The organism is Actinocorallia aurea, assembly GCF_054783995.1.
The window spans coordinates 908,672-929,041 of record NZ_BAAGPQ010000012.1 but is presented as its reverse complement, the minus strand read 5'-3'; the positions used below and the strand labels follow the sequence as shown (position 1 = coordinate 929,041).

Sequence of the window (20,370 nt, the reverse complement as noted above, 5' to 3'; positions counted from 1 at the left end):
TTCCTGTGTTCCTACCGATGCAAGGCGTCCGTGTCATCGAGGTCGCCCAGTTCACGTTCGTGCCGTCGGCCGGCGCGGTTCTGGCGGACTGGGGCGCCGACGTCATCAAGATCGAGCACGCGGAGAAGGGCGACGCCCAGCGCGGCCTGGTGAAGGTCTACGGCCAGAGCGTCGTGGACGACGCCTCCACCTTCGCCCCGATCATGGACGGCCCGAACCGCGGCAAGCGCAGCCTGGGCCTGTCCCTGGAGAAGCCCGAGTCCAAGGCGATCCTCGCCGAGCTGGTGCGCGGCGCCGACGTCTTCCTCACCAACTTCCTGCCGGGCGCCCGCAAGCGGCTCGGCATCGACGTCGAGGACATCCGCGCGCTCAACCCGGAGATCATCTACGCCTCGGGCACCAGCTTCGCGCACAGCGGTCCCGAATCCGACAACGGCGGCTACGACGGCACCGCCTTCTGGGCCCGCGCCGGCAACGCCGACAGCTCCACCCCGCCCGGCTACGACCGGATCATCAACCAGCCCGGCGGCGCCTTCGGCGACAACATCGGCGGGATGACGATCGCGGGAGGCATCGCCGCCGCCCTGTTCGCCCGCGCCCAGGGCCAGGGCGCGCCGACCGTCGACATCTCCCTGCTCGGCGTCGGCGCCTGGGCCAACCAGCTCAACGTCAACATGGCGCTGCTCGCGGGCGGCCCGCTGCCCAAGTACGACCCGCGCCAGGCGCAGGCCGTGCCGAACCCGCTGTCGAACAACTACCTGACGTCCGACGACCGCTGGATCAGCCTGATCATGCTCCAGCCGGGCCGCTACTGGGCGGACTTCTGCGAGAAGGTCGGCCGCCCCGACCTCGCCGTGGACGAGCGCTTCGACTCCGCGGAGAAGCTGACGGCCAACTCCGCCGAGGCCGTCCAGATCATCAAGGACATCATCGTCCAGCGCACCAAGGACGAGTGGGTCAAGGCGTTCGAGCACCTGGAAGGCCAGTGGTCGGTCGTCCAGAACAACTTCGAGGTCGGCCACGACCCGGCGCTGCGCGCGATCGGCCAGATCGCCGACGTCGTCGACGCCGAGGGCCGCACCCAGAAGCTCGTCGCCAGCCCCGTCGTGTTCGACCGGCGGCCGATCGAGCTGAAGCGCGCGCCCCAGTTCGCCGAGCACACCGACGAGATCCTGCGCGACCTCGGCCTCAGCGACGAGGAGCTGATCCAGCTGAAGATCGCGGGTGCCGTCACATGAGCGCGATCCGGACGGTCGGCTTCATCGGCCTCGGCAGCCAGGGCGCGCCCATGGCCCGCCGCATCATCGAGGCGGGTTTCCCCACGACGCTCTGGGCGCGCCGCCAGGAGACCCTTGAGCCGTTCGCGGGCACCGGCGCGACCGTCGCCGCCTCGCCCACCGAGGTCGGCGCGGCCGTCGACCTCGCCTGCGTCTGCGTCCTCGACGACGCGGGCGTCGAGGAGATCGTCGCCGGGCTGCTGGCGAGCATGCGGCCCGGCGGTGTGATCGCCGTGCACAGCACCGTCCACCCCGAGACCTGCGCCCGGCTCGCCGAGCGCGCCGCCGAGCGCGGCGTCGCGCTGGTGGACGCCCCCGTCAGCGGCGGCGGCCCCGCCGCCGACCAGGGCGCGCTGCTCGTCATGGCCGCCGGGGACACCGAGGCCGTCGAGCGCTGCCGCCCGGTCTTCGCGACCTACGGCGACCCGATCGTGCACCTCGGCCCCGTCGGGGCCGGGCAGCGGGCCAAGCTCATCAACAACCTGCTGCTCGCCGCCAACCTCGGCGTCGCCGAGAGCGCGTTCGCCCTCGCCCGTGAACTCGGCGTCGACCCCGCCCAGCTCGCCATCGTCCTGGCGCGCGGCTCGGGATCGAGCTTCGCGACGGGCATGCTGCCCCGCGCCGGGTTCGTGCTCGGCCCGATGGGCGACAAGGCGGGCCCGCTGCTCCAGAAGGACGCCCGCATCATCGCCGACCTCGCCGAGGAGAACGGCCTCAAGGCCGGCCCGGTCTTCGCCGCCGCCGACGCGGCCCTGGAGTCGATGGGGTGCGCCCGATGAGGGTCGGCTTCGTCGGCGCGGGCCGGATGGGCGGCCAGATGGTCCGCCGCCTCCTGGCCGCCGGCCACGAGGTGACCGTGCTGGAGGCGTCCGAGGAGGCCCGCGCGGAGCTCGCCGCCGAAGGCGCGCGGACCACCGCGACCGTGGCCGACCTCGCCGCGGCCGGGATCGTCGGCGTGTGCGTGCACACCGACGCGCAGGTGCGGTCGGTCTGCCTCGACGGCGGGCTGCTCGACACCCTCGCCGAAGGGTCCGTGCTCGTCGTGCACACCACGTGCAGCCCGCGCACGGTCGATCTGCTCGGCAGGCACGCGGCCGCACGCGGCGTCGCCGTCGTGGACGCCGCGATCAGCGGCGGCCCGCACGACATCGCCGCCGGAACGCTCACCCTGCTGGTCGGCGGCTCCACCGACGCGTTCGAGCGGGTGAGGCCCTTCCTCGCCGCCTACGGCGACCCGATCCTGCACCTCGGCGGGCTCGGCGACGGGCAGCGGATCAAGCTGCTGAACAACGCGGTCTTCGCCGCGAACATCGGCGTCGTCGGCCAGGCCGTCGCCGTCGCCGAGAAGCTCGGCGTCGCCGAGGGCGCGCTGCTCCAGGCGCTGGAGCACGGCAGCGGCGCGAGCCGGGCCCTCGCCGGGATCGCCTCGCGCGGCTCGGTCGCGGGCTTCGCCTCCTCCGTCGCGGAGTTCCTCGGCAAGGACCTCACCGTCGTCCGCGAGACCGCCGCCGACCTCGGCGCGGATCTGGGCGCGCTGAACGGCGCCCTCGCGGTCCTGGAGCACCTGCTCTGGCCCGGCCAGAACGCCTGAAACCACCCCACACCCCCAGGAGTACCGCTGTGACCAAACTCGGTGAGCGCATGCTGATCGGCGGCGAGCTGGTCGCCGCCGCCGGCGGCCGCACGTTCGACAACATCAACCCGGCGACCGAAGAGGTCATCGGCACCGCGCCCGAGGCGTCCGCCGCCGACGTCGAGCGGGCGATCTCCGCGGCCCGCCGCGCCTTCGACACCGGCTCGTGGTCCACCGACACCGACCTGCGCCGCCGCTGCCTCGTCCAGCTCCGCGACGCGCTGCGGGCCAACGTCGAGGAGCTGCGGTCGATGGTCGTCGCCGAGATCGGCGTGCCCGTCATGCTGACCGGCGGCATCGCGCTGGAGGCGGCGATCGGCTACTTCGACCACTACATCGGCCTGCTCGACACCTACGCGTTCGAGCGGACCCTGCCGACCAAGGACATCTTCGGCATGCCGAGCGACCGGATCATCCGGCGCGAGGCAGTCGGGGTGGTCGCCGCGATCACCCCGTGGAACTACCCGTTCTACCTGAACATCTGCAAGGTCGGCGCGGCGCTGGCCGCGGGCTGCACCGTCGTGCTGAAGCCCGCCCCCGACTCGCCGTGGAGCGCCCTCGCGCTGGGCGCGATCGCCGCCGAGCACACCGACATCCCCGCGGGCGTGCTCAACGTGATCAGCACCAGCGACACCCGCGTCGCCTCCCTGCTCACCTCGCACCCCGACGTCGACGCCGTCACCCTCACCGGCTCCACGGTGACCGGCCGCCGGGTCATGGCCGCCGCCGCCGAGACCGTCAAGCGGGTGACGCTGGAGCTGGGCGGCAAGTCCGCCGCCGTGCTCCTGGACGACGCGCCCCTGGAGGCGATCATCCCGGGCCTCGCCGGGGGCGTCTGCACCCACGCGGGCCAGGGCTGCACCCAGCTCACCCGGCTCCTCGTCCCGCGCTCCCGCCTGGACGACGCGGTCGGCCTCGCCGCCTCCGTCATGCCGAACATCCCGTGGGGCGACCCGACCGACCCGGCCAACCTGATGGGCCCGGTCATCAACGCAGCCCAGCGCGACAGCATCCTGCGCTACTACGAGTCCGCGGCCCGCGACGGCAGGGTCGTCGTCGGCGGCAGGCCGACCGAGCGGTTCGACCGCGGCTACTTCGTGGAGCCCACCCTCATCACCGACATCGACCCCCAGGCGTCCGTCGCCCAGGAGGAGATCTTCGGACCCGCCCTCGTCGTCCTGTCCTACGACGACGACGAGGACGCGCTCCGCATCGCGGACGGCACCATCTTCGGTCTGTCCGCCGCGGTCTTCAGCGCCGACACCGACCGGGCGATGGCGATGGCCCGCCGGTTCCGCACCGGCACCGTCAGCGTCAACGGCGCCCAGTGGTTCGACGTCGAGTCCCCGTTCGGCGGCTACAAGCAGTCCGGCATAGGCCGCGAATGGGGCACCGAGGGCCTTGAGGACTTCCTTGAGGTCAAGACCATCTCCCGTCCCCCCGTCGCGGGCTGACCCGCACACCCCCCACCCCACAGAAAGAGAGGCACCATCATGGGCCGAGTCGAAGGCAAGGTCGCGTTCATCACCGGAGCCGCCCGCGGCCAGGGCCGCAGCCACGCGGTCCGGCTGGCCGAGGAGGGCGCCGACATCATCGCCGTGGACATCTGCCACGACATCGAGACGAACATGTACCCCTTGGCGACGTCCGAGGACCTCAGCGAGACCGCCCGGCTCGTCGAGAAGCTCGGCCGCCGCGTCGTCGCGGTCGAGGCCGACGTGCGGGACCGCTCGCAGCTGACCGCGGCCATCGAGCGGGGCATCGCCGAACTCGGCGGCCTCGACGTGGTCGTCGCCCAGGCCGGGATCATGCCGTCGCACGGCGAGCCGCCGACGATGCTCGGCTGGATCGACGTCGTGGACACCAACCTCCTCGGCGTCATCAACGCCGCGCACGCCTCCATCCCGCACCTGAAGGAGGGCGGCGTCTTCATCGCCACAGGTTCGGCCGCGGCCTTCATGACGGGCATGCAGATCGCCGAGCCGGGCAAGGACCCGGGCGGCGCCGGCTACCAGTACGCCAAGCGCGCGCTGTCGGAGTTCGTGCACGAGCTGGCCCGCAACCTCGCGCCCCGCTCGATCCGCGCCAACGCCGTCCACCCGACCAACTGCAACACCGACATGCTCAACAGCGACCCGATGTACAAGGCATTCCGGCCCGACCTGGAGAACCCGACCCGTGAGGACGCGCTCCCGGCGTTCCCCGCGCAGCAGGCCATGCCGATCCCGTACATCGAGCCGGTCGACATCAGCAACGCCGTCGTCTACCTCGCGTCGGAGGAGGCCCGCTACGTCACCGGCCTCCAGCTGCGCGTGGACGGCGGCTCCTACCTGAAGTTCCACGACTTCCACGTCTGATCCGCCCGCCTCTGATCCGAAGAAGCAACGGAGGTTCCCATGAAGGTCCGTGTCGACGGCGAACTGTGCCAGGGCCACACCCTGTGCGCGATGAACGCCCCCGCGCTGTTCGCGCTGCGCGACGAGGACGGCCACGCCTACGCGCTGGCGGAGGACGTGCCGGCCGACCTGGAGGGCGAGGCCAAGGAGGCCGCGCGCTCGTGCCCCGAACAGGCGATCGTCCTGTTCTGAATCCGACCGATCCCGGCTGGAGACGACACCTTTGAGCACTGAAGAAGCGCTGTCCGCGGACGCGGAGCGCAAGAACCCCAAGATCAGCCTGAACCGGCACAGCCCGGACTACCGCGTCGGGTTCGAAGAACTCGCGAGCGAGTACCACGGCAAGTGTCCGGTGGCCTGGAACGACACCCACGGCGGCTACTGGTTCGCCTCGGGGAACAAGGAGCTGTTCGACCTCGCGCGGCGCGCCGACCTCGTGTCCAACCGCCGCGACCCCAATCACGAGGACGGCTACGTCGGGATCAGCATCCCCCACCCGGAGCCGTCGCCCATCGGGCAGATCGGCGGCTTCCTGGAGATGGACCCGCCGGGGCAGCGCCACTACCGGCAGACGCTGAACCCGTACCTGTCGCCCGCCGCGGTCGCGCGGTGGAAGCCCGTGATCGAGGAACTCACCCGGGCCTGCCTCGACGAGCGGATCGAGACCGGCCGGATCGACTTCGTCGACGACCTGGCCAACATCGTGCCCGCCGTCCTCACCCTGGCGATGCTCGGCCTTCCGCTCAAGGAGTGGGACATCTACTGCGAGCCCACCCACGCGAGCGTCTACACCTCGCCGGACTCGCCGGACTACCCGAGGATCCAGGCGCTGCAGCAGCGCATGGGCATGCGCATGATGGAGAGCCTGCAGGAGGTCAAGGCCGACCCGCGCCCCGGCCTGATCGACGCGCTGTGGAACGCCGAGATCGACGGCGCCAACCCCGGCCTCATCGAGATCCTCGGCGTCGTCATGCTGCTCATCGGCGGCGGTTTCGACACGACCACCGCGCTGACCGCGCACTCCCTGGAGTGGCTGTCGGAGCACCCCGACGAGCGCGCGCGGCTCAGCCGGGAGCGGGACACGCTCCTCGACAGCGCCACCGAGGAGTTCCTGCGCTTCTACACCCCGGCCGTGGGCGACGGGCGCACGATCTCGCAGGACTGCGTCGTCAACGGCACCGAGTTCAGGCAGGGCGACCGGCTCTGGCTGTCCTGGGCGATGGCCAACCGGGACGAGAAGGTCTTCGAGGACCCGCACAACGTCCACCTCGACCGCAAGGGCAACCGGCACGCGAGCTTCGGGCTCGGCATCCACCGGTGCATCGGGTCGAACGTGGCGCGCGCGGTCTTCAAGATCATGCTCACCCAGGTGCTGGACCGGATGCCGGACTTCGTGTGCACGCCTGGTGAGGCGGTCCACTACGACACGACCGGGGTCATCAACGGCATGAAGCACCTTCCGGCGACCTTCACGCCCGGCAAGCGCCTCGGCCCGGGCCTGGACGAGACGATCGCCCGCATGCAGGAGATCTGCGACGCCCAGCGCCTCGCCGAGCCCGTCACCGTCCGCGCCGCCACGGCGAAGATCTAGCCGCACCATCGACGAAGGGGAGTGCGTCGTGGTCATCTACGACGAAGTGTCCGTTCCGGAAGAGCGGGGCGGTTCCACGCCGGGCAAGGAGGCTGGAGCATGAGCGCGCAAGGCAGACCACTTCCCTTCGTCACTCCGTTCAACGAGTACTACTGGCGGTCGGGGGCCGACGGGGTGCTGCGCCTGAAAGGGTGCGCGTCCTGTTCGGCCCTGATCCACCCGCCGAAGCCGGTGTGCCCGTCGTGCCGGAGCGCCGAGCCGGAGGTCCGCGAGGTCTCCGGGCGCGGTTCGCTGTTCGGCTTCACGATGAGCCACCGGTTCCAGCTCCCGGGGGTCCCCTCTCCCGTGATCGTCGCCCAGGTCGCGCTGGACGAGGACCCCCGGGTCAAGCTCACCACCCGCATGGTCGAGTGCGCCGCGGACGACCTCCATCTCGGCATGGCCGTGGAGGTCGTCTTCGAGCAGGTCGACGACGTGTGGCTGCCGAACTTCCGGCCTTCGGCCGAGCAGCCGGCCGAGCCCGCCCCGCTGCCGGAGGACGAGCTGCCCGCCGAGCGGGTCCGCGAGTTCGTCAGGCCCGCGCCGACCACCCGCAAGTTCGAGGACGACGTCGTCCTGTCGGGCATCGGCCGTTCGGTCTCGGGGCGGCGGCTCATGGTCGAGCCGCTCGCCCTCACCGTCGAGGCGTGCGAGCGGGCCGTCGCCGACGCCGGGCTCACCATGGCCGACATCGACGGCCTCTCTACCTACCCGGGCGGCGGCCTGGAGCACGGGATGGGCGAGGGCGGCGTCACCGCGCTGGAGGCGTCCCTGCGGATCCGGCCGACCTGGTTCAACGGCGGCGGCGAGACATTCGGGCCGGGCGGATCGATGATCGCGGCGATGCTCGCGGTGTCGGCGGGGCTGGCCCGGCACGTCCTGTGCTTCCGGACGGTCTGGCAGTCGACGTCCGAGACGCTGATGCGGACGGGCGCGATGCCCGCCCCGTCCGGCGGGCGGTCGGCCGGTGACATGGGCTGGAGCATGCCGTTCGGCGGCACCTCCGCCGCGCACACGCTCGCGCAGACCGCCCAGCGCCACTTCCACAAGTACGGCACGACCCGCGAGACGCTCGGCTGGATCGCGCTCAACCAGCGCGCGAACGCCGCGCTGGAGCCGACGGCCGTCTACCGCGAGCCGATGACGATGGACGACTACCTGTCCGCGCGGCCGATCACCACACCGTTCGGGCTGTACGACTGCGACGTGCCGGTGGACGCGTCGATCGCGGTGGTCGTCTCGGCCGCCGAGACCGCCGGCGACCTGCGGGTGCGGCCCGTGCGGGTCGAGGCGGTCGGCACGCAGATCGTCGAACGCCTGGAGTGGGACCAGAGCACCTCGACGCACGAGCCGCAGGTGCTGGGCCCGGCCGCGCACCTGTGGACGCGCACCGACCTGCGCCCCTCGGACGTCGACGTCGCCGAACTGTACGACGGGTTCACGTTCAACTGCCTGTCCTGGATCGAGGCGCTCGGCTTCTGCGGCATCGGCGAGGCCAAGGACTTCCTCGACGGAGGCAAGAACATCGCCCGCGACGGCGTCCTGCCGCTCAACACCCACGGCGGCCAGCTCTCCCACGGTCGCACCCACGGCATGGGCCTGGTCTACGAGGCCGTCGCGCAACTGCGCGGTGACGCCGGCGACCGCCAGATCCCGGACGCGCGGGTGGCCGCGGTGAGCAGCGGCGGCCTGACCCCGAGCGGCGTCCTCCTCCTGCGCACGGACTCCTGAAGGACCACGGGTCCGCAGAAGCACGTTCCCCGCCCCCCGCCCGGGTCAGTCGATCATCGGGGCTCCGGCGTCGGGGCGGGTGGGGGTGAGGAAGGGGGTGGCGGGCAGGGAGCCGTCCGGGGGCCGGGGGCCCTCGGCGGAGGAGGGGTCGGTGCTGGCGAGGTCGGCGGTGTCCCAGCCCTGCTGGTCCCAGGAGTTGCCCGACTCGACGGTCTCGTCGCCGCGGTTGTCGTCGCGGCCGTTGCCGAGGGCCAGGTTCGCCCGCATGACGGCCTTGGAGTACCAGAACGCGAAGCCGTCGTCGCCGTTGCGGTAGGCGGTGTTGCGGGTGATCACGATCGCCGCCTTGTTGTTCTGCTCGGTGAAGCCGAAGCTCGCGTTGTCCCAGGCCGCGTTGTCGGTGACGACGTGCGCGACGTCCGGCACCGGGTCGCCGCCGCCCAGCTTGAAGCCGGTGCCCGCGCCGGCGAAGTCGGGCAGGCCCCAGCGGTTGTGCCCGTTGCCGAACGCCCACGACCTGCGCACCTCGACGGGCGAGGCGAACCCGCTGAGGTCCACGCCGTCGTCGGAGTTGCGGTAGGCCCGCACGCCCCGGATGACGTTGCCCGTGCCGGAGCCGTCCTTGAACTGCACGCCGTCGGCGTTCTCGCCGTTCTTCGCGTCGTCGTGGTTGTCGTGGAAGTCGGAGTCGAGGACGCTGTTGCCCGAGGTGCCCTCCCCGCGCAGCATCAGCCCCGTGGCCCCGTTCTCGTACATCTCCAGCCGCTGGAACACCGTGCCGGTACAGCTGAAGCACACCCACGGGTAGGTCTTCGCGCTGTGCACGGCCAGGTTCTGGACGGTCCAGAATGAGGCACGCTGGGTGACGAACCATTGGTTGCCGCGGATGAGGGAGGCGTCGATCACGGGCTCCTCGTCGCGGTAGCCGCTCAGCGTGATCCGCCGGTCGGCGGTGCCGCTCGTGGAGATCGCGACGGGTTCGGCGGGCCGGTAGGTGCCGCCGCGCAAGGCGATCGTCTGCCCCGGCTCGACGACCTCCGCGGCCTTCTTCAGGCTGGCCAGGGGAGCGTCGAGGGTGCCGGCGTTGGTGTCGCTGCCGTTCGGCGCGACGTACAGGTCGGCCTTGGAGACCCCGGTGACCCCCGGGGCCGGAGGGTTCCCGCCGTCGTCGCCACCCGCGTCGTCGGCCGTGCCGGTCTGCCCCGCCGCGCTCTCGGGCTTGGTGCCCTTGTTCTTCGGTGAGGGCTTTTCGGTCGGTCCCACCACGGGCGGCAGCACGGAGACGACCTCGGGCACCGCGGCGTCGGGGCCGCCGGGCTCCAGCGGCGTCCGCGCGGGCGAGACGTTGACGGCGAAGACGAACGACGCGGCGGCGGCCACCACCACCGACCCACCGATCGCGGCGGCCTTCGGCGGCAGCAGCAGCGCCGACCCGCCCCCGCTCTGCGCGGCCGAGGCGAGTGCCGGCGCGACGGCCCCGGCCTTGAGCAGCGCCGCGATCTTCGCGGCGAGCAGCGCGGGCACCGGGAGCACCGCGGCCGCGGTCAGCAGCCGGTCGGCGGGCATGTGCGCGGTGTGCGTCGCTGCGCAGACCTCGCACTCGCGCAGGTGCTTGGCGAACCGCTTGAGTGACAATGCCTCGCGGCTGCCCCGGCCGCCGCCCGTCGAGCCGAGTCCGGCGCAGCGCGGCGTCGCGCGCCAGGCCCGCACGAGCCCTCGCGCGAGGTCGAGCTGGGCCCGCATCCGCTGCACCCGGACTGCGGCGTGCGCCTGGCTGATGTCGAGCGCTCCGGCCAGGTCGGCGCGGCTGAGCGTCCCGGCGACCTCCTGCCACCACAGCGCGAGCAGCCGCTGGTCGTCGGGGCTGAGCCAGCGGGTCGCCGCGGCGATCTCGCGGCGCTGCTCGCTCAGCGCGACCTTGACCAGCGTCTCGCCGAACGGGTCCGCGCCGGGGTCGGCGAGTTCCGCGCCTTCCTCCAGGGGGCGCTGCCGGGCGAGCGCGGCGCCCCGGTTCCTGCCGCGTTCCTGGGTCTGGCGCAGCGCGATGGCGATCAGCCAGGAGCGGAAGCGCGCGGGATCGCGCAACCCGGGCAGCGCGGTCATGGCGCGCAGCATCGTCTCCTGGACCACGTCATCGACGTCCGGATGCCCGTCGAGCGCCCGTCCGACGACGTTGTAGACCAGCGGAAGATGCGCGCTGAGGAGGTCTTCCAGGGCTTGCCGGTCGCCGGACCCGGCAGCCCGGACCAGCGCGGAATCGGTGACGGCGGGGTGCATCGACGCTGGCTCCCGGGGACGTTGGGGCGGACGCCGCGAGATCCTGGCAGAGCCGTGCGTTTCCTGTAAAGAGACGCTGTTTCTGAGCATGCCGGGACGGATCGGGATGAGCGTCCGAAAAAAACTTCGCGCAAAAGCGTTATCCGCGCGGCGCCGGACCCGTCTCCTGACCGCGGCGACCCCAGGGGCCCCAGGGAAGCCGCGCTCCGAACCCCCGAGCCACGGCCCGTTCCCACCCCGTACGAAGGGGCGGGCCGCCGGCTCCCGTACTGCCCGCGCCGCACGGCGCGGGCGGGAAGGTCCGATCATGGTCCGAAGCAGTCGGTTCTCCGCGAAGGCCGCCGCCGTGTGCGCCGCCGCGGTGAGCGCGCTTGTCCTGCCGCTCCTTGCGGCACCCGTGGCGGCGGCGCCGGTCGCGCCCGTGAACGGCGGCGTCTACACGCTGGTGCCCGGGGCGAGCGGCAAGTGCGTCGAGGTCGTCGGCTCCGCCAAGGCCAAGGGCGCGGTCCTCGCGCAGGCGGCGTGCGCGGCCGGGGCGGCCCGGCAGCAGTGGCGTGCCGTCGCCGCGTCGGGCAGGTTCCAGCTCGTCAACGTGAACAGCGGGCTGTGCCTCGACGTGCCGGGCTACTCGGCGGTGTCCGGGGTGCCGTTGCTCCAGTGGGACTGCGGGGCGAACAAGGCGAACCAGCTGTGGAGTTTCACCGCGTCGTCGGCGGCGAAGGGCAAGTACCGGGTGTCGGCGCTGTCCAGCGGGCAGTGCCTGAGCACGAAGGACGGATCGACAGCGGGTGGCAACCCCATCGTCCAGGAGCGGTGCTCGGACATCGCCCGGATGCAGATCGCCTTCAACGCCGTCGGCGCCACCCCGCCCCCCACGACCACGCAGCCGCCCTCGACGGCCAAGCCGGTCGTCGCGGCGGACGGCACCGGCAAGTACCGGACGGTCCAGGCGGCGATCGACGCCGTCCCGGCCAACAACAAGGCAAGGACGGTCATCACCGTCAAGGCCGGTACCTATCGGGAGCGCGTGACGGTCCCCGCGAACAAGCCGTACATCACCCTTCAGGGCCTCGGTTCGGGCCCGTCCAAGACGGTCATCGTGAACAACCGGACCGCCGCCGACGGCAGCGCGAACAACGGGGCGACCGCCGCGGTGTTCGGGCACGACTTCACGGCGACGAACCTGACGATCTCCAACGACTACGGTGTCGGCGTCCAGACCCTCGCGCTCAACCTCAACGTCGACCGGGGGACCTTCCGCAACGTCCGGCTGCTGAGCAACCAGGACACGCTCCTGGTGAACGACTCGGCCCGGGTCTACTTCGTGGGCTCCTACATCGAGGGGACCGTCGACTTCATCTACGGGGGCGGCATCGCCGTCTTCCACTCCTCGACGATCCACGAGAAGCGGACGACGGGCGGGCCCATCACCGCGGCGAGCACTCCCGCCGGCCGCAAGTACGGCTTCCTCATCTACAAGTCGACGGTCACCGGCGCGACCGCGGGGACCACGACCCTCGGCCGGCCGTGGCGGCAGAACGCCCAGGTGCTCTACCGGGAGTCGAACCTGACGAACACGATCCGCGGCTCCCAGCCGTGGATCGACATGTCGTCGGCGTCCTGGAAGAAGGCCCGCTTCCTGGAGTACCGCAACACCGGCGCGGGCGCGGGCACGAACGGCAACCGCCCGCAGCTGGCCGCCTCCAAGGCGGGGGAGTACACGCCGCAGAAGTACCTCGCGGGCTCCGACGGCTGGAACCCCGTGGGCTGAGGCCCGGCGTGCCGGACCGGGTGCCCGTCTGGTCCGGCACGTCCCTCCCGCCCGCGCGTTCCCGTCCGGCCCCCGCCGGTCAGAGGACGCGCGGGCCTCGGTGTTCTCCGGCGAACACGAGTAAGTGATCGTTGACAGAACATGGTTCGGGGTTAAGAGTGGCCGGAACGTGAGCCGCCCCACCCCAGATTGGATCACCGGATGACCGAGTCCCGCGCCGCAGTCCTGCGCGACACCGCCGCACCGTTCAGCATCGAGACCGTCACCGTCGACGCGCCGCAGCCGGGAGAGGCGCTCGTCCGCGTGGTCGGCGCGGGCATGTGCCACACCGACCAGCTCGGCCGCGCCGGGGTCTTCGGCGAGACGTTCCTGCCCGCGATCCTCGGCCACGAGGGCTCCGGGGTCGTCGAGGCGGTCGGCGAGGGCGTCACCGCCGTCGCGCCCGGCGACCACGTCGTCCTCACCTTCGAGTACTGCGGCAAGTGCGCGGCCTGCATCTCCGGGCAGCCCGCCAACTGCGCGCTGTTCGAGCTGAGCAATCTCACCGGTCTGCGCCCCGACGGCACCGGCTCGGCCCAGGACGCCTCCGGCGCGCCCCTCACCAGCCGCTGGTTCGGGCAGTCGTCCTTCGCCCAGTACACGCTCGCCACCGAGCGGAACATGGTGAAGGTCGACAAGGACATCCCGCTGGAGCTGCTCGGCCCGCTCGGCTGTGGCATCCAGACGGGCGCGGGCGCCGTCCTCAACTCCGCGAGGCTCGCGCCCGGCGAGTCCATCGCGGTGTTCGGCACCGGCGCGGTCGGCCTCGCCGCGATCATGGCCGCGAAGGCGTCCGGCGCGACGGACATCGTCGCCGTCGACCTCAACCCCGCCCGCCGCGAGGCGGCCCTGGAACTCGGCGCGACGCGCGCGGTCGACGGCGCCGACCCGAACCTCGTCGCCGAGATCCGCGGCGCGGGCCCCGGCCTCGACGTCTCCTTCGACACGACCGGCGTCACCTCGGCGATGAGCGCCGCCGTCGACGTCCTCGGCCGTCCCGGCCGCTGCATCCTCGTCGGCGCCGGCATGGACATGTTCACCGTCCACCCCGCAGGCCTGGTAGGCAAGACCGTCACCTACGTCTACGAAGGCGACGCCATCCCCCACCTCTTCATCCCCCGCCTCCTCACCCTCTGGAAGCAGGGCCTCTTCCCCTTCGACAAACTCATCACCACCTACCCCCTCACCGACATCAACCAGGCCGAGGCCGACACCCACAAGGGCACCGCCATCAAGCCCGTCCTCCTCATGCCCTGACCCCCCGAAGGCCCGGCCCCACCCGGGTGCTTCGCCGCTCAACGCGAAGCACCCGGGGCGCCGCAGCCTCCGACCTGCAGCGCTTCACTCCGTCCACACCCGCTGTCTCATGGCCCGGGGTCAGGGGGTGGGGGAGGCGGCGACGTCGGCGAGGGTGGGCATGCCGATGTGGACGACGATGGTGTTGGAGGTGGGTTGGGTAGGAGCGGTGGCCCCGCGCGGTCCAGGTCCAGCGCTGGGTGAGGCGCTTGCCCCCGCGAAAAGGGCGAAGACGGTGCCGTCGCCGGTCCGGCCCGGCATGGTGACGATGAGGTCGGCGCCGTCGGCGTGGTGGTCACTGGCAGGAACGAAGGCCTCGGACCACTCCGAAAGTACCTTACTGCGTAAAGACGTCGGGTCGGGCGAGCCAGAGGGTGCGGGACGTGCGCAGGTGGAGCGGGGTCTCGGCGAGGCCGTTGGTGACGAGGGCGTCCAGGGCCGCCCGGTCCTCGGGGGAGAGGCGGTGCGCGAGGTGGGTGGACAGCCGCCGGAAGCTGAGTTCGGCGTAGGTGCGGGCGTCGGCGTCCGTGCGGGCGGGGAGATCGGCTTCCAGGTCGCGGTGCGCCGTGATGGTGAAGCCGGCCTCGGTGAGGAGCGCGCTCCAGTCGGCGGTGCGGTGCGGAAGGTGTGCGGCGTTCTCGGCGGACAGGGCCTCCTGGACGCGGGATTCCAGACCCGCCCCGTCGTCGGGGAGGAACGTGGGGAAACCGGGCATCTCCAGGACGGCGAGGAGACCGCCCGGGGCCAGGAGGGCGCCGAGGTCGCGCAGCACCCGCGCCGGATCGGCGAAGTGGTGCAGCGAGTTCGACGCCCAGACGAGATCGGGCCGCTCGAACCGCGGCCAGGTCCCGTCGAGGTCGGTGAGCGAGGGGGAGATCCTGCCGAGGAGGCCGAGATCGACGGCCCGCTCGCGCAGATGCCGAAGGTAGGGCGCTGAGGCGTCGACGCACACGGCCGACGCCTCCGGAAAGCGCCGCAGCAGGGCGAACGTGCCCGCGCCGGCCCCCGCGCCGAGATCCAGGATCTCCTTCGGCGGGGTGCTTCCTGCCTCCTCCGCGATCAGCGCCGTCGCCTCGTCGAGGAGGCCGGCGAACACCGCCGCGTCGAGGTCGAGGATGCGCAGCAGCGCCGACTCCTCGACCTCGTGCCCATGGCCATGCCCGTGGCCGTGCGCCTTGTGTTCCTGATGGTGCTCGTGGTGGTTCGCCATGTCATCAGCGTAAACGTCGTTTGCGGCACCGGCATACCATCTTGCGTATGAAGCAAGACGATGAGATCGACGTCCTCGTCCGGGCCCGGATCCGCGGCCTGCGCACGGCCGCGGGCTGGTCGCTCGACGAACTCGCCGCCCGCTGCCACCTGAGCCCGTCGACGCTCAGCCGGATCGAGACCGGGCACCGCAGACTCGGCCTCGACCAGCTCACCGCGATCGCCCGGGCCCTCGGCGCCACCCTGGACCAGCTGGTCGAGCCCGCGGGCGACGCTGACGTGGTGATCCGCCCATACCATGATCCGGAACGGGGGACCACCACCTGGCTGGTGAGCCGCGAGTCGGGCCTGACCGTCGCGAAGATGCGGATCACCGGGCCGGTGCCGGCGGATCTCAAGGTCCACCCCGGCCACGACTGGTTCATCGTGTTGTCCGGCGCGGTCGAGCTGCGCCTGGCCGAGCGCTCCGTCATCGTCCGCGCGGGGGAGGCCGCGGAGTTCTCCACCATGGTCCCGCACGCCTTCGGCGCCCACGGGGGGCCCGCCGAGATCCTCGCCATGCTCGATCATGGAGGCCGCCGCACCCACCTCCACCCGGGCCCCTGACCTGCCGCGCGACACCGCCTGTTTTCCGCGGGAGCGGATCTGGGAACGTTCCACGAGGACTGGGCCGTCGCGCGAGGGCGTCGGCGCGAACCGCGCGGAGGGGGGCGCCGCGATGGCCGAGACGGAATCCGCGGGACTCTTGGAGAGCCCGGCTTCGCCGGGGAGTCCGCCACCGGGCCGGGAACGGGCCGACGCGCTCGTCCTGTTCGGGATCACCGGCGACCTCGCCGAGAAGATGGTGCTGCCCGCCCTCTACGGCCTGGTGAACCAGGGTTTCGCGCTCGGCCGGGTCATCGGCGTGACGCGGAGCGACTGGTCGGTGGACCGGCTGCGCGCCCACGTCAGGCAGGCGGTGTCCGAGCACGGCACGGTCGACGGGGCCGCGCTCGACGAACTCCTCGGACTGCTCCGCGTCGCCCGCGTCGACTACACCGACCCGGCGAGTTTCCAGAGCATCGCGCATGAGGCCGAAGGCCGCCGGGTCCTCGCCCACTATCTGGCGCTTCCGCCCGACCTGTACGAGCCCGCCGCGCGCTGCCTGGCCGAGGCGGGCCTGAACGAGAACGCGCGCCTCATCGTCGAGAAGCCGTTCGGCCATGATCTCGCCTCGGCCCGCGCGCTTCAGGCCGAGCTGACGAAGTACTTCCCTGACGAGGCGATCCGGCGGGTCGACCACTACCTCGGCAAGGAATCCGTGGAGAACCTCCTGACGTTCCGCGCCGCCAACACCATGGTGGATGCGATCCTGCACCGGCACTACGTCCGGAGCGTCCAGCTCACCGCGGCCGAGAGCTTCGACGTCGCCGACCGCGGCGGCTTCTACGACGCGACGGGCTGCCTGCGCGACGTCGTCCAGAACCACCTCCTGCAGATGCTCGCCTATTTCGTCATGGACACCCCGCGCAGCGGATCGCCCGAGGACGTCCTGGCCGAGCGGACCCGCGCGCTGAGGGCGATCCGCACGGTCCTGCCGGAGGACTACCTCAACGGCCAGTACGAGGGCTACCGCGGCACCGAGGGCGTCGCGCCCGACTCCGACACCGAGACGTACGCGGCCCTGCGCCTGTACATCGACACCGACCGGTGGGCGGGCGTCCCCTTCGCCCTGCGGGCGGGCAAGAGCCTCGCCGCGAGCGCGACCGAGATCGCGGTGGAGTTCGCCAGGCCCGTCGCGGGCTACCACCACACGGTCTGCGCGCAGAAGGCCGCGCCGAACCTCATGCGGTTGCATTTCGAGCCGCACGCGGGCGTCACCTTCCAGCTGCTCGCCCGCCGCGGAGCCGACGAGACCGTCGTGGACGAGCTGACGAACACGCTGCGGTTCCCGCGCCTGTCCAGGTCGCGCCCGTACGAGCACGTGCTGGCCGGGGCCGTCACCGGCGACCCAACCCGGTTCTCCACGATGGAGGCCATAACCGAGTGCTGGCGCGTCGTCTCCGACCTGCTCCCCGCCCCCTTCGCCCCGATCTCGTACGCGCCAGGCACGTGGGGCCCGCCGGAATCGGTCCGCCTGACGAGCGACGATTCCTGGCACGTTCCCCTGGTGCCCTGAGCGGATCGCGTGAGCGCCCGCCGTCATTCTCACGGTGCATCGACGCGGCCGCGCGAAGACCTCCCGTCACGCGGAGTGCCGCCGGAAAACCGTTACCGGCGATCTCTTAACACCGTGTGATGACCCTTGGTAGGTTCGGGCTCGCTCCGGCGCAGGGCGCGATCTTCGTGATTCCGCCGGCGAGGGGCGCCCCTCACGTCGGCCCCTCACCGGACCGCCTCGCGGCCTTCCGGTCCGGAGCCGATCCATGAAACACGAAGCAGGTGAAGTCCGCACATGTCGTTCCCCGGTGGGCGCAGAGCCCTGTGGGTCGGCATCGCCGCCGCGGTGGTGGTGATCGCCGTCGTCGCGGGGGTGCTGCTCGCCCGTGGCGGAGAGCCGGAGCACTCCGCGGCGAATCCCGACGTCCCCACGCTGGAGACCGACCCGCCCAGCGCGCCGCCCATCCCGCCGGACACCGTCCCGAGCGAGACCCCGGAAGTGACGCCGCAGGCCGAGGGCCTCGACCCCGTCGACCTCGACGAGGCGCCGGCCCAGGGCGACGGAGCGCTCGACTCCGGCGCCTGCGACCGCCACTACGGCGAGTCGACGCAGTGCGTCCCCGCGGTGTTCCCCGACGGGATCACCGAGTACGCCGACAAGTGCCTCTGGCTGGAGGTCAACGGGTTCGGCGACGCGGTCGCGGTCAAGGGCGGCGACCCGCAGCGCCTCGACCCCGACGGAAACAAGATCGCATGCGACGGCTGAGCCCGCCGCACACCCCCCGAGGAGTTCCCCCCATGAGGTTCCGCAGGCCGAGGATCCGCTCGATCCTGGTCGGCTCGGCGCTCCTGACGACCGCCGTGGTCCAGGGGTCCGTGCCCGCTCACGCCGCTCCCAACCTGGTGCCCAACCCCAAGCTGGAGACGCCGGCGGGCAAGCTGCCCAAGTGCTGGGCCGTCGAGGCCACCGGGCGCAACGAGGGCTCGGCGAAGGTCGTCGCCGGCCGCGTCTCCAAGCGCGCGGTGCAGATCAAGCAGACGATGCGCGTCACGGGCGCGCGTGCGCTGGTGCAGACCAAGGCGTGCGCGATCAGGAAGGTGAAGCCGGGCCAGCGCCTGTCGCTGTCGTTCTACCTGAAGGCGACGACGGCGAAGATCTCGGTCCAGTTCTACCGCCAGAAGGCCGACGGCGCCTGGACGAAGTGGGCGGAGTACGGCGCGGGGGGCAAGAACGCGGCCTGGCACAAGCGGTCCGTCAAGACGGCTCCGGTCCCGGCGGGCACCCGGGCGGTGCGGTTCGGCGTGGCGATCTCGGGCAAGGGCGCCATCACGACGGACGACTACGTGCTCACCGCCGCGGCCGGCGCGTCGGCCACGTGCACCGACGAGGTGGGCTGCGCCGAAGGCGAGTGGAAGGTCCGGGACTTCGGCGACGCTCTGCCCGAGGAGGTGAACGCCGACTACGGCGACGGCGCGGACGTGCGGGAGAAGAAGGGTGTGCGCGCCATGCACACCGTCCTGCTGAAGAACGGCAAGGTCCTGCTCATCGCGGGCTCCGGCAACAACAAGGAGCTCTTCCAGGCCGGGTACTTCAAGAGCATGGTCTACAACCCGAAGAACGGGAAGTACACCAAGATCGACACCCCGAACGACATGTTCTGCGCCGGGCATGTCCAGCTCTCCGACGGCCGCGTCCTGGTCCTCGGCGGCACCCTGAAGTACGCCGACAACGGCGGCGCTTACCTCGGCTGGCAGGGCGATGACAAGTCCTATGTCTTCGACCCGGCGACCAACAAGTACACGCAGGTCAAGACCGCGATGAGCGACGGGCACTGGTACCCGTCGGCGACGGTCCTCGGCAACGGCGACGTGTACTCGGTCGGCGGCTACGCCAAGAACTACAACGCCGAGCAGAACCAGGTGGTCTCCCGGGTCGCCGAGCTGTTCAAGTACAGCAAGAAGTCGCCTTACGGCGGCGCCTGGCAGCCGAAGAACAAGGTCCCGCAGACCGGCATCAACTGGGCGACCTACCCGTCGCTGATCCTGATGCAGAACGGCAGGCTCTTCTATACCGGCAGCAGCGTCTTCGGCCACCCCGTCGGCAAGTCCGACCAGAGCAACTACGGGCAGAACGACAACGCCTTCCTCGGCCCGGGAGTCCTCGACCACACGAAGACCGACGACTTCCGGCCGGTGGGCGGGCTGACGGAGAAATTCGCCCGTGACCAGGCGGCCTCGGTGCTGCTGCCGCCCGCGCAGCGCCAGAAGGTGATGATCATGGGCGGCATGGACTTCGACGAGAAGCCCAGCGAGGCCCACGCGCACACCGACATCGTCGACCTGAACAAGGCGACGCCGGCGTACAAGCCGGGACCCGATCTCAACGCAGCGAAGGCGTACGTCTCGGCGGTCCTGCTGCCGGACGGCACGGTCTTCGAGACGGGAGGCTCGGTGGGCGACCGGGCGGGCTACGTGTACGAGGCCGCCGTGTTCGACCCGAAGAAGCCGAACGAGTGGACGGCCATGGCCCCCGACCCGGTCGGCCGGACCTACCATGCCACCGCGGTGCTCCTGCCGGACGGCAGGGTCCTGACCGCGGGCTCCAACCCGGCCAACTCGTTCTACGAGACGCGGCTGTCGGTCTACTCCCCGCCGTACCTCTTCAAGGGGCCGCGGCCTAAGATCTCCGGTCTGGACTCCAAGAACTGGGCCTACGGCTCGACGCACACCTTCAAGACCAGCCGCCAGATCGCGTCGGCGTGGCTGATCCGTCCGATCGCCGTCACGCACTCCTCCGACCCGAACCAGCGCGCGGTCGCCCCGCAGAAGCTGACGGTCACGGGGAACTCCGTGAAGTTCAAGCTGACCAACAACCCGAACGTGGCCCCGCCCGGCTACTACATGCTGTTCGCGACCGACGCCAACGGCGTCCCCTCCGTCGCGAAGTGGGTGCACATCGGCTGACCGCCGCC

17 protein-coding genes are annotated in these 20,370 nt (G+C 71.5%); 14 read left to right on the top strand and 3 right to left on the bottom strand.

Going from position 1 to position 20,370, the window contains the following annotated elements; translation table 11 throughout:
- The first annotated feature begins 17 nt into the window (after positions 1 to 17).
- The 8 genes from ACYVOM_RS16845 (at position 18) to ACYVOM_RS16810 (ending at position 8,667) form a co-directional block, all read left to right on the top strand.
- Positions 18 to 1,238, top strand: a complete 1,221-nt coding sequence (locus ACYVOM_RS16845; RefSeq protein ID WP_460304315.1) for a CaiB/BaiF CoA transferase family protein — start codon at positions 18 to 20, stop codon at positions 1,236 to 1,238.
- Positions 1,235 to 2,056 carry an NAD(P)-dependent oxidoreductase gene (locus tag ACYVOM_RS16840; RefSeq protein WP_460304314.1) on the top strand — a complete coding sequence of 274 codons (822 nt, stop codon included), beginning with the start codon at positions 1,235 to 1,237 and terminating at the stop codon, positions 2,054 to 2,056. The genes ACYVOM_RS16845 and ACYVOM_RS16840 overlap by 4 nt, the downstream gene beginning before the upstream one ends.
- Positions 2,053 to 2,868, top strand: a complete 816-nt coding sequence (locus ACYVOM_RS16835; RefSeq protein WP_460304313.1) for an NAD(P)-dependent oxidoreductase — start codon at positions 2,053 to 2,055, stop codon at positions 2,866 to 2,868. The genes ACYVOM_RS16840 and ACYVOM_RS16835 overlap by 4 nt, the downstream gene beginning before the upstream one ends.
- Positions 2,869 to 2,897: 29 nt before the next feature.
- Positions 2,898 to 4,364 (top strand): aldehyde dehydrogenase family protein, encoded by a 1,467-nt coding sequence (locus ACYVOM_RS16830; RefSeq protein ID WP_460304312.1) that lies wholly within the window; start codon positions 2,898 to 2,900, stop codon positions 4,362 to 4,364.
- Positions 4,365 to 4,403: 39 nt separating this feature from the next.
- The gene (locus ACYVOM_RS16825; protein WP_460304311.1) at positions 4,404 to 5,267 is read left to right on the top strand and encodes a mycofactocin-coupled SDR family oxidoreductase; all 864 of its coding nucleotides are present in this window, start codon (positions 4,404 to 4,406) and stop codon (positions 5,265 to 5,267) included.
- A 39-nt stretch (positions 5,268 to 5,306) separates the two neighbouring features.
- On the top strand, positions 5,307 to 5,498 hold the full coding sequence (locus ACYVOM_RS16820; RefSeq protein ID WP_460304310.1) for a ferredoxin: 192 nt from the start codon (positions 5,307 to 5,309) through the stop codon (positions 5,496 to 5,498).
- 31 nt (positions 5,499 to 5,529) lie between these two features.
- The gene (locus ACYVOM_RS16815) at positions 5,530 to 6,897 is read left to right on the top strand and encodes a cytochrome P450 (RefSeq protein WP_460304309.1); all 1,368 of its coding nucleotides are present in this window, start codon (positions 5,530 to 5,532) and stop codon (positions 6,895 to 6,897) included.
- Positions 6,898 to 6,996: 99 nt separating this feature from the next.
- A complete protein-coding gene (locus ACYVOM_RS16810) occupies positions 6,997 to 8,667 on the top strand; it encodes a thiolase C-terminal domain-containing protein (RefSeq protein WP_460304308.1) in 1,671 nt (556 codons plus the stop codon).
- Positions 8,668 to 8,712: 45 nt separating this feature from the next.
- On the opposite strand, the gene ACYVOM_RS16805 is transcribed toward ACYVOM_RS16810, so the two are convergent.
- Positions 8,713 to 10,944 (bottom strand): sigma-70 family RNA polymerase sigma factor, encoded by a 2,232-nt coding sequence (locus ACYVOM_RS16805; protein ID WP_460304307.1) that lies wholly within the window; start codon positions 10,942 to 10,944, stop codon positions 8,713 to 8,715.
- Positions 10,945 to 11,251: 307 nt separating this feature from the next.
- Between ACYVOM_RS16805 and ACYVOM_RS16800 the strand changes: the two genes are divergently transcribed.
- Positions 11,252 to 12,715: a pectinesterase family protein gene (locus ACYVOM_RS16800; protein WP_460304306.1), complete on the top strand. Its 1,464-nt coding sequence runs from the start codon at positions 11,252 to 11,254 to the stop codon at positions 12,713 to 12,715.
- Between the two features lie 201 nt (positions 12,716 to 12,916).
- Positions 12,917 to 14,011: an NAD(P)-dependent alcohol dehydrogenase gene (locus tag ACYVOM_RS16795; RefSeq protein WP_460304305.1), complete on the top strand. Its 1,095-nt coding sequence runs from the start codon at positions 12,917 to 12,919 to the stop codon at positions 14,009 to 14,011.
- Positions 14,012 to 14,131: 120 nt separating this feature from the next.
- On the opposite strand, the gene ACYVOM_RS16790 is transcribed toward ACYVOM_RS16795, so the two are convergent.
- Together ACYVOM_RS16790 and ACYVOM_RS16785 are read right to left on the bottom strand one after the other, a co-directional pair.
- Complete coding sequence (locus ACYVOM_RS16790; RefSeq protein WP_460304304.1) at positions 14,132 to 14,311, bottom strand: hypothetical protein; 180 nt, start codon at positions 14,309 to 14,311, stop codon at positions 14,132 to 14,134.
- 76 nt (positions 14,312 to 14,387) lie between these two features.
- Positions 14,388 to 15,260, bottom strand: coding sequence for a class I SAM-dependent methyltransferase (locus tag ACYVOM_RS16785; RefSeq protein WP_460304303.1), 873 nt, complete (start codon positions 15,258 to 15,260; stop codon positions 14,388 to 14,390).
- A gap of 47 nt (positions 15,261 to 15,307) precedes the next feature.
- On the opposite strand from ACYVOM_RS16785, the gene ACYVOM_RS16780 reads away from it, so the two are divergent.
- The 4 genes from ACYVOM_RS16780 to ACYVOM_RS16765 all read left to right on the top strand — a co-directional run bounded on the left by ACYVOM_RS16780 (position 15,308) and on the right by ACYVOM_RS16765 (position 20,362).
- The gene (locus ACYVOM_RS16780; RefSeq protein WP_460304302.1) at positions 15,308 to 15,865 is read left to right on the top strand and encodes a helix-turn-helix domain-containing protein; all 558 of its coding nucleotides are present in this window, start codon (positions 15,308 to 15,310) and stop codon (positions 15,863 to 15,865) included.
- 112 nt (positions 15,866 to 15,977) lie between these two features.
- Positions 15,978 to 17,417 carry a glucose-6-phosphate dehydrogenase gene (locus ACYVOM_RS16775; RefSeq protein WP_460304301.1) on the top strand — a complete coding sequence of 480 codons (1,440 nt, stop codon included), beginning with the start codon at positions 15,978 to 15,980 and terminating at the stop codon, positions 17,415 to 17,417.
- A 276-nt stretch (positions 17,418 to 17,693) separates the two neighbouring features.
- Positions 17,694 to 18,164, top strand: a complete 471-nt coding sequence (locus ACYVOM_RS16770; protein WP_460304300.1) for a hypothetical protein — start codon at positions 17,694 to 17,696, stop codon at positions 18,162 to 18,164.
- 32 nt (positions 18,165 to 18,196) lie between these two features.
- Positions 18,197 to 20,362: a galactose oxidase-like domain-containing protein gene (locus ACYVOM_RS16765; RefSeq protein WP_460304299.1), complete on the top strand. Its 2,166-nt coding sequence runs from the start codon at positions 18,197 to 18,199 to the stop codon at positions 20,360 to 20,362.
- The last annotated feature ends 8 nt before the right edge of the window (positions 20,363 to 20,370 follow it).

What these genes read in the sequence shown, in the direction of transcription:
- ACYVOM_RS16845 (WP_460304315.1), top strand. Translation starts at nt 18, where the DNA reads ATGCAAGGCGTCCGTGTCATCGAGGTCGCCCAGTTCACGTTCGTGCCG.
- ACYVOM_RS16840 (WP_460304314.1), top strand. Translation starts at nt 1,235, where the DNA reads ATGAGCGCGATCCGGACGGTCGGCTTCATCGGCCTCGGCAGCCAGGGC.
- ACYVOM_RS16835 (WP_460304313.1), top strand. Translation starts at nt 2,053, where the DNA reads ATGAGGGTCGGCTTCGTCGGCGCGGGCCGGATGGGCGGCCAGATGGTC.
- ACYVOM_RS16825 (WP_460304311.1), top strand. Translation starts at nt 4,404, where the DNA reads ATGGGCCGAGTCGAAGGCAAGGTCGCGTTCATCACCGGAGCCGCCCGC.
- ACYVOM_RS16820 (WP_460304310.1), top strand. Translation starts at nt 5,307, where the DNA reads ATGAAGGTCCGTGTCGACGGCGAACTGTGCCAGGGCCACACCCTGTGC.
- ACYVOM_RS16810 (WP_460304308.1), top strand. Translation starts at nt 6,997, where the DNA reads ATGAGCGCGCAAGGCAGACCACTTCCCTTCGTCACTCCGTTCAACGAG.
- ACYVOM_RS16805 (WP_460304307.1), bottom strand. Translation starts at nt 10,944, where the DNA reads ATGCACCCCGCCGTCACCGATTCCGCGCTGGTCCGGGCTGCCGGGTCC.
- ACYVOM_RS16800 (WP_460304306.1), top strand. Translation starts at nt 11,252, where the DNA reads ATGGTCCGAAGCAGTCGGTTCTCCGCGAAGGCCGCCGCCGTGTGCGCC.
- ACYVOM_RS16795 (WP_460304305.1), top strand. Translation starts at nt 12,917, where the DNA reads ATGACCGAGTCCCGCGCCGCAGTCCTGCGCGACACCGCCGCACCGTTC.
- ACYVOM_RS16790 (WP_460304304.1), bottom strand. Translation starts at nt 14,311, where the DNA reads ATGCCGGGCCGGACCGGCGACGGCACCGTCTTCGCCCTTTTCGCGGGG.
- ACYVOM_RS16785 (WP_460304303.1), bottom strand. Translation starts at nt 15,260, where the DNA reads ATGGCGAACCACCACGAGCACCATCAGGAACACAAGGCGCACGGCCAC.
- ACYVOM_RS16780 (WP_460304302.1), top strand. Translation starts at nt 15,308, where the DNA reads ATGAAGCAAGACGATGAGATCGACGTCCTCGTCCGGGCCCGGATCCGC.
- ACYVOM_RS16775 (WP_460304301.1), top strand. Translation starts at nt 15,978, where the DNA reads ATGGCCGAGACGGAATCCGCGGGACTCTTGGAGAGCCCGGCTTCGCCG.
- ACYVOM_RS16770 (WP_460304300.1), top strand. Translation starts at nt 17,694, where the DNA reads ATGTCGTTCCCCGGTGGGCGCAGAGCCCTGTGGGTCGGCATCGCCGCC.
- ACYVOM_RS16765 (WP_460304299.1), top strand. Translation starts at nt 18,197, where the DNA reads ATGAGGTTCCGCAGGCCGAGGATCCGCTCGATCCTGGTCGGCTCGGCG.